The organism is Streptomyces sp. NPDC101776, from assembly GCF_044766845.1.
In the GTDB taxonomy this organism is placed as follows: Bacteria; Actinomycetota; Actinomycetes; order Streptomycetales; family Streptomycetaceae; genus Streptomyces.
Genome location: NZ_JBIWMV010000015.1, coordinates 290343 through 297245 on the forward strand (window position 1 = coordinate 290343; position 6903 = coordinate 297245).

8 protein-coding genes are annotated in these 6903 nt (G+C 68.1%); 2 read left to right on the forward strand and 6 right to left on the reverse strand.

Annotated features, from left to right (window positions below; genetic code table 11):
• Positions 1-247: 247 nt before the first annotated feature.
• The 4 genes from ACIRRY_RS36315 to ACIRRY_RS36330 form a co-directional block, all read right to left on the reverse strand.
• Positions 248-1612 (reverse strand): replication initiator, encoded by a 1365-nt coding sequence (locus ACIRRY_RS36315; protein WP_403981486.1) that lies wholly within the window; start codon positions 1610-1612, stop codon positions 248-250.
• Positions 1613-1907: 295 nt separating this feature from the next.
• Entirely contained in the window at positions 1908-2105 is a 198-nt protein-coding gene (locus ACIRRY_RS36320; RefSeq protein WP_318021700.1) for a hypothetical protein, read from the reverse strand.
• 8 nt (positions 2106-2113) lie between these two features.
• Positions 2114-3415: an FtsK/SpoIIIE domain-containing protein gene (locus tag ACIRRY_RS36325; RefSeq protein ID WP_403981461.1), complete on the reverse strand. Its 1302-nt coding sequence runs from the start codon at positions 3413-3415 to the stop codon at positions 2114-2116.
• Positions 3415-3765: a hypothetical protein gene (locus ACIRRY_RS36330; RefSeq protein WP_365606844.1), complete on the reverse strand. Its 351-nt coding sequence runs from the start codon at positions 3763-3765 to the stop codon at positions 3415-3417. The genes ACIRRY_RS36325 and ACIRRY_RS36330 overlap by 1 nt, the downstream gene beginning before the upstream one ends.
• 165 nt (positions 3766-3930) lie before the next feature.
• Here ACIRRY_RS36330 and ACIRRY_RS36335 point away from each other — a divergent pair, with 165 nt between their 5' ends.
• Positions 3931-4710, forward strand: coding sequence for a GntR family transcriptional regulator (locus ACIRRY_RS36335; RefSeq protein WP_403981463.1), 780 nt, complete (start codon positions 3931-3933; stop codon positions 4708-4710).
• A 413-nt stretch (positions 4711-5123) separates the two neighbouring features.
• Here the strand turns inward: ACIRRY_RS36335 and ACIRRY_RS36340 are convergent, their stop codons facing one another.
• Both ACIRRY_RS36340 and ACIRRY_RS36345 read right to left on the reverse strand, forming a co-directional pair.
• Positions 5124-5420 carry a hypothetical protein gene (locus tag ACIRRY_RS36340; protein WP_403981489.1) on the reverse strand — a complete coding sequence of 99 codons (297 nt, stop codon included), beginning with the start codon at positions 5418-5420 and terminating at the stop codon, positions 5124-5126.
• Between the two features lie 329 nt (positions 5421-5749).
• Positions 5750-6304 carry an ATP-binding protein gene (locus tag ACIRRY_RS36345; protein WP_403981465.1) on the reverse strand — a complete coding sequence of 185 codons (555 nt, stop codon included), beginning with the start codon at positions 6302-6304 and terminating at the stop codon, positions 5750-5752.
• A 243-nt stretch (positions 6305-6547) separates the two neighbouring features.
• Here ACIRRY_RS36345 and ACIRRY_RS36350 point away from each other — a divergent pair, with 243 nt between their 5' ends.
• The gene (locus tag ACIRRY_RS36350) at positions 6548-6811 is read left to right on the forward strand and encodes a hypothetical protein (RefSeq protein WP_403981467.1); all 264 of its coding nucleotides are present in this window, start codon (positions 6548-6550) and stop codon (positions 6809-6811) included.
• The last annotated feature ends 92 nt before the right edge of the window (positions 6812-6903 follow it).

The window sequence follows — 6903 nt, forward strand, 5'->3', positions numbered from 1 at the left end:
GGTCCAAGACTGGCCTGGTCCCAGGGGGTTGCCGCCCTCTGGGACCTCCATGTGATGTCCCGTCAGGATAGCTTCCCTACTTGCTAATCCGCAGGTCTTCGCTTGCAACTGCCGCCCTGGCTATTCCTGTTGGGTAGCCGACCAAACAAAAGATCAGCCAGACGCTGCTCTTCGCGATCTCCCCACTCAACAGCGCGCCAGCGAGACACCACTTCGCCAGGCTGCGGCTGCTTCTTCTTCGGGCAGCTCATTCGCACCGCCCCTGTTCGTTCACTGCTTCACGGGCGAACTCCCTGTTTCGGGAAAGGTCTTCTGCGATTCCCGCAGCGAATTGGGCGGCACCTGGGGTGTGACCGGAGCCGGCATAACGCCAGTTGGCCTCTGCGACCGTCACCTCTCCTGGCTCCGCGCCGTCATTTCGGTGGGCAGCGCGGTCCGCGCGCAAGGCCGCGTAGGTGGTGGAGTAGGCGCGGGACTTGGTGAGGATGTGGCCCCGGTAGCCGAGGGTGTGGGCCCAGGCCCGGAGGCGGAGGGGTGCGTACTCAGGGAGGCCGCCGAGGCGCCAGCAAGTGCGCATGAGGGTACGGACATGTTCGTTGACGGGGGCAGACTCGATGCCGTCCCAGGTGGTGACCCTGTGGTCGATGCCGGCTCCGGTCTCGCTGGCCCCCTTGGTGACGTACTTCGCCACGTAAGCAGCCACAGCGTCATCGTCGGGTCCGTCGTCGTTGGCCCCGAGCGGTCGGGCGTCGACCTGGACGCCCCAGCGCAGGGCCAGTTCACCCACGGCCCGGCTGTGGGACGTTCGGACCAGGACCCGCCGGGCGGAAGCACACACGGCGTCGATGAGGAGTTCCGGTGCGCCCCAAGCCGGAGGTTCGTCGTCGGGTCCGGCCGGACCGTCAAGGCGGACAACGGCATGTACGTGGACGGCCGCCCGCTTCTGGTACTCGGCGACCCGGGCGAAGGACAACCGGGCGTACTGCGAGAAGCGGGACTGCACCAGGCCGACCGACGAGGCCAAGCGCCGGCGGACGTCGATGACGAACCGGTCCCACAGCTTGGAGGCGTACGCGTGCCACAGGACGTGACTGACGTAGTCGTAACAGTCGGGGCACAGCGGTTGGCCGACAACCGGTGAGTCCTGATCGTGGACGTCGCCGCAACCGACGGGACGTGTGTGTTCGCAGGTTCCGCCGTCGCGGCGGGGGCGACACCGGTCCCCGGCGCGGTGGACCGGCCCGAAGGACGGGGCGGTGAGGGTGATGAAGAGGCGGGGCCGTTTGCGGACTGTGATGGGGACGTTCTTGCCGCCGAGCAGGCCTGCGCGGACCAGATGGAAGGTGTCGCCGGCGTGAAGACGGGAGCAGGTCGGGCAGACGGTGGCGCGTCTGTTGCGGCAGCGGACGAGGAGGCGTTCGCCGGGTTCGGTGCGGGTGTCGTAGTGGTGGAGGATCTCACCGGTCACCTCGTCCAGGGTGGTGGTGGAGCCGGACAGATGGATGGGATGGGCGCAGCCGCCGGTATCGGTGATCTGCTCCAGCCAGCGCGGGAATTGAGGGTCTTGAGCGATGCGAAGTGCGTCGCGGTCTGCTTCGGGGAGCTGGCGCAGGCGCGCCGCGCGGTCGAGGACGGCGCGCCTGCCTGCCGGGGTGTAGTCCGGGGTGATGGTGGTGACCTTCCGGGGTGGGCCGCCGTAGCGGCACGGGTGATGGTGGGTGGCGCGCAGTCGGTCATGGGGATCACGTCCTTCTGGGTTGGTCGTGCGGGTGGGTCAGCGGATGGTTCCGGTGCCCCGGCAGACGCGGCAGCGGCGCAGCCGTCCGGTCCAGGTCCTACGGGCTCCGTCGCCCTTGCAGAACGGGCACCTCACGCGAGACATGGGCATGGTGGTGGGTCCCTTCTGCTCAGGTGTGGGAGAAGCCGCTGATCATCCAGATCACGAGGCCATGGATGGTGAAGACCACGGGCGTCTGGCCGAGGTAGACGCCGAACAGGCCGACACAGACCGCCTCCCAGGCCCGCACGTCGCGGGAGCGGACGAGGAGGACGGTGATGATCCCGAAGATCACCGCGAACGTGAACGCCGTACCCTCACTGATCACATCTCCAGTCACTTGTCGTCTCCTTCCAGTGCCGCAAGGGCGCGGTCGAGGGCGGGCAGTTGAGGGGTCATGCCGGAGTACTTGCGGGCCGTCGACACGGCCTCTTGCGTCGTTGTCAGGTGGGAGCGGGCGCGGCTCCAGCCGCCGTCCGGGCCCGTGCACACGGCCACGCCGCGTTCCTCCGCAGTGATCGTCTGTGCGACGGCTACGGCGTCTTTGTTGAGGTCGCCGAGGGTCATTTCGGCGGTGCCGGGGTCGTTGACGCGGTGGCAGATCCGGCCGCCGAGTTGGGCGCGTAGGGCGGTGACGCCGGGGCCGAGGTCGGAGCCGACGCGTTGGCCAGCGACGACCAGGTGCAGGCCGAGCGCGGCCCCGAGTTGCCCCAGGCGCAGCAGGAGCGTGGAGCATTGCTCTGCCTCTGCCTTGCTCTCACGGGTCCCGTCGGACAGGTACAGCTCCGCGATCTCGTCGACGATCACGACCACGGGTATCGGGCGGAGCTTGTCGGGCAGCTCCCAGATCGAGCGGACACCGGCCGTCCGGCAGGCACTCATGCGGTCTTGCATGTCGACCACGAGCGCGGACAGGATGGCGACCGCTTCGCGTCGGCACGTTGCCAGCGCGGTCAACCGCCGTATGAACAGGCCGAGTTCCATGCCGCCCTTGCAGTCGATGCCGACCAGGGCGACGGGCTGTGTGGCGAGTTGGGTGATGAGCCGGGCCAGCAGGGTGGACTTGCCGGAGCGGGTGGCCCCGGTGATCAGCCAGTGCGGCACGAGCCGCAGGTTCATCACCCAGGCACCGCCAGATTCGAGTGCGCCGATGAGCGCGGACAGTAACTCGGCGGGGGCGGTGGCTAAGCCGGGCCGTTGCAGCGGATCGCTGGCCATCGCGGCCAGCAGCACGAGGCCGCGTTCCGGCGAGGTGACCCGGACCGCGTGGACTCTCCACGCGTGGGTGAGTGCGTCGGCCGCCTTCATGTACGTCATCGGGGTCTGTCCCGCGTGCAGCCGCACGGTCACGCTCAGCCCCATGCGAGTCGCCCGCGGGAACGAGGCTCGGGGTGCCACCGGGCGGACCGGATCGCCCTTGACGATCAGGTGCCCGACCAGCGTGCGGGCCGGGAGCTTGGACACGGACAGGTCGTTGAGTAGGGCGACCCGGCGCCAGGTGAACAGCACCCGCCACGCGGTGACCGGGTAGCCGGCGATGTACCAGTGCCAGGCCGGGCGGTGCCGGCGCACCAGGTCGCCGACGACCAGCAGCCAGGCCAGCACGGCCAGGGTGAAGGCGAGCAGGATCGGTCCCATCACGCGTCACCGCCCTTCACGTGCGCCGCCGGGGTGCCGTGCACAGGCGTGATGGCATCCGCGCGGAAGCTGACGCCGTGCCGGTCGCCCATCGACCACATGAACGCGGTCAGCCCGGTGACGCGGATGACCTGTCCTTCCTGAATGCCCTTGGGCTCGCCGCTCACGGCGATCTCGATGACGGAGATGCGGCGTCCGTCCTGGCGGACGGTGACGGCGACGGTGTAGACGGGGTTGCCATCTCGGTCCTTCTTCACCTCCTGTGTCTCGAAGTTGCTGATCTTCGTTTCCGGGGCGATGGCGCACCGCAGTACGCCCAGTCGCGCCGTGTCCACGGGAATGGACTGCATGTTGTGTGGCCTCCTTGGCCAGTCGGGACGCCTGACATATTCAGACGTCACTTGTCCTTACGAGTTATGACTATGAGGCTCTGTACGACACGAGCGCAAGTACTTATGCTGACGAGTGATGTCACGCGTGCGACGTGACTATGACCTCGACCCGGAGATGCCGCCATGTCGGAGATCCAGCGCCCCGGAGCCCTCTACCAGCAGGTGGCCGCCGCCATCCGCGAAGCCATCCTGTCCGGCGAGTTCGCCCCGGACGCGATGCTGCCGTCCGAAGCGCAGCTCATGGCCCGCTACGGGGTCTCGCGCCCCACGGTCCGCAACGCCATCGCGGCGCTGCGCGCGGAAGGGCTGATCGATGTTCGGCACGGCAAGGGCAGTTTCGTCCGGACGGACGGACAGCCCGCGCTCACCCTCGAACGCCGCATCAGCCACAGCAGCGAGGGCAAGTTCGTGATGCCCAACGGCGACACCTGGCAGGAAGCCGAAGAGCCGAGCACCTACCGGACTCACACGACGAAGGACACCGGCCGTCTCCTCCACCTCGGCGAGGAGGAAGCTCTGTTCGGCTGTGACCGGCTGCTCACCGACCCCGGGACCGGAACGCGTGCCATGCACCGCACGCTGATCCCGTTCGAGGTTGCCGAAGCCGTCCCGCTGCTCGGCAAGGAGCCGTGCAAGCCCCCGGCAGCGATCTACTGGGTCCTCACCCAGGCCGGCCACAAGTTGACGTGGTCCGAGACGGTCCGCGCGCACATGCCGCTGCCCGACGAGCGCACCACGCTCCAACTGCCGGACGCGACGCCGATCCTGCACGTGACCCGCACCGCGCACGGCGCCGACGACCGCCCGCTGATCCTCGAAGAGCTGCGCGTAGGTGCGGACCGTGCCGAACTCGCCTACCGGATCACCGCCGACAAACAGCCCACCCGACACACCCGCACCTGACCTCAGACGGGCATCGGTCGAAACAGTCTTCACTTCCTCAAGGGCGCGCCTGCGGCGCGCCGGGGCGCCCGGCCGCCCCGGCCGGGCGTGCGGCGTGGCCGCCGGTCCCGTCCGGACGGCAAGCGCCCCGCACGACCACAGCTCGCCCAAGGAGTCGATGCGTCGAACGGCCGTCGCTTGCCGGGGTGTTGGTGGCTGGTGGTCGCCGGGTGCCGAGACTTTAGGCAGCTCCCATGGGGCGAGCCTCGAAGAACAGGGGGCCGATCGGGCTAAACACGGGCAGGCTCCAAGAGACTGCCCGATCCGCCGGCGAGCGTAAGGCCCCCTGTTCACTCGCCCCATGGCAGCTACCGCCCAAAGTCTCAACACTCGGCGACGTGCCCACGTACCGCGCTCACCAGCAAGACGGCGCGTCACCGCACACCGCCGTCCCCATCCGCGAGCGCTTCTAGGAGACCGGCGAGCCGATTCACCGCCCCCGGCCAGGCCGCCACCCGCACCAGACCGCGCCCCTCCTCATTGGTCGAGGCGACGGCCCGCAGTTCGGACAGCTCGAACCCGGCACCGAGCAACGCCCGGTTCAACCGATCAGCGACCTCCTGAGCCTCACGCCACCCCTGCACATAGTCGACGCCTGCCACCCACAGACCGGAGTCCATGCCGTCGACGCCCAGACCATCTCTCGGCCAGTCCTCACCCGCGCCAGTCACCGCGTCCACCTCAGCCCCTCTTGGTTGACGGATCGTCAACTCTCTTGATTTCAGGGCCAGAAGCGACGCAGCGCAGCGGCCCCGGTACCATCAGGCACCGGGGACCGCTGCGTCCCCTGCCGGGCCACCCTTCGCTTTCCACGGCTGACGGGGTGGCCCGGTTTCGGTCTTGAGTTGTGAAGCGCGGCCCCTCAATCGGGAGGGGAGCTCCCGGGGGTGCCGAGGAGCCGCGCTCCGTGGCCGGAGGGGTCAGACTCCGGCCGGAATCCGGGCCGCTGCCCACTCCCGATCGCGAGGGAGTGAATCAAGGGGCGGTGGCCCGGCATCTTTCAGGCCGAGTTCTCAGCCCACAGCCGGTCGAGGTCCAGGCGGCACCACACGGTCTTGCCGCCTCTGTCTTGCGGGGACCACCACACTGCGTCGACCAGGCGCTGAACGATCAGGAGTCCGCGTCCCCGGTCCGGCAGCAGCGCTTCGGAGAAGTCGCCGGCGAGATCCGGTGAGACGAACTCACCCGCCGCAAGCTCAGGCGGGGTCGAGTCTTCATCGGCGACCCCGATCACGAGCACTTCGGGCCACGTCATCAGCGACACGTCGATTCGCCGGGCGGCACCAGGAATCGCCCTGGAGCCATCTGGCACCGCGTGGTGTACGACGTTGCCCACCAGCTCCGACACGATGAGCTGCGAGTCCTCGATCGCGTGCCCCAGCTCCCAGGTCCGAAGATAGGACCCCACCATGTCGCGGGCCGCTTTGCTGCAATCCGGCGATTCGGCGAAGAGCGTCAACGCTCGGAAATGTCCGGTGGTCGGGTCGTACGGCGAGCGACGTGGAGCACCTGTCGTCGAGGCGTTCGCCGAGTGTTTGCTGTGCTGCACGTCCACCGCGTTCCCTCCCGAGCGCTGAAGGGCCCTTTGGCCCTCCGATCTGTGCCGACCAGTGAACGACGAGGACCGCGCCGTTGGGAGCGTCCACCAGGGGGTTCACGTGAACACCGGCAAATGCAAAGGGGGTTCGCCAATGAACCCCCCAGGGCGTTACTCCTGTGACACGATGAATACTCGCCGTCATTCTCGGGTTGGCAGGGGAGCATGAACCGAGAACCAAACGCGCAGTTGATCGCGGTCATGGACGAAGCGAAGGTCTCGAACAAGGGCCTTGCCAAACGCATGACAGACGAGGGCGCCCAGCGCGGCATAGCTCTGGGAACGACGCATGTTGCCGTGAAGCGCTGGCGAGAAGGCGCAGGCATCCGGCCGCAGACAGCGGCACTCATGGCAGACGTTCTCTCGAACAAGCTCCGCCGCCGCATCACCCCAGGTGATCTTGGCTTCTTCGATCACACCAAGTCGACGGCCCCCGAGCCTGTCGGCTATCCGAGCACGGTTTGAAGTTCCCCCCGCGAACTGGACAGCGGGTGTTTACGCTGCCGGGACGAAGCTCTGCCTGAGCAAGGATCTCGTTTCGAGCGGGGTGACGTACC

Bases quoted from the DNA above. Each gene is read 5' to 3' on its own strand.
- ACIRRY_RS36335 (WP_403981463.1), top strand. From the start codon at position 3,931: ATGTCGGAGATCCAGCGCCCCGGAGCCCTCTACCAGCAGGTGGCCGCC.
- ACIRRY_RS36330 (WP_365606844.1), bottom strand. From the start codon at position 3,765: ATGCAGTCCATTCCCGTGGACACGGCGCGACTGGGCGTACTGCGGTGC.
- ACIRRY_RS36325 (WP_403981461.1), bottom strand. From the start codon at position 3,415: ATGGGACCGATCCTGCTCGCCTTCACCCTGGCCGTGCTGGCCTGGCTG.
- ACIRRY_RS36350 (WP_403981467.1), top strand. From the start codon at position 6,548: ATGGACGAAGCGAAGGTCTCGAACAAGGGCCTTGCCAAACGCATGACA.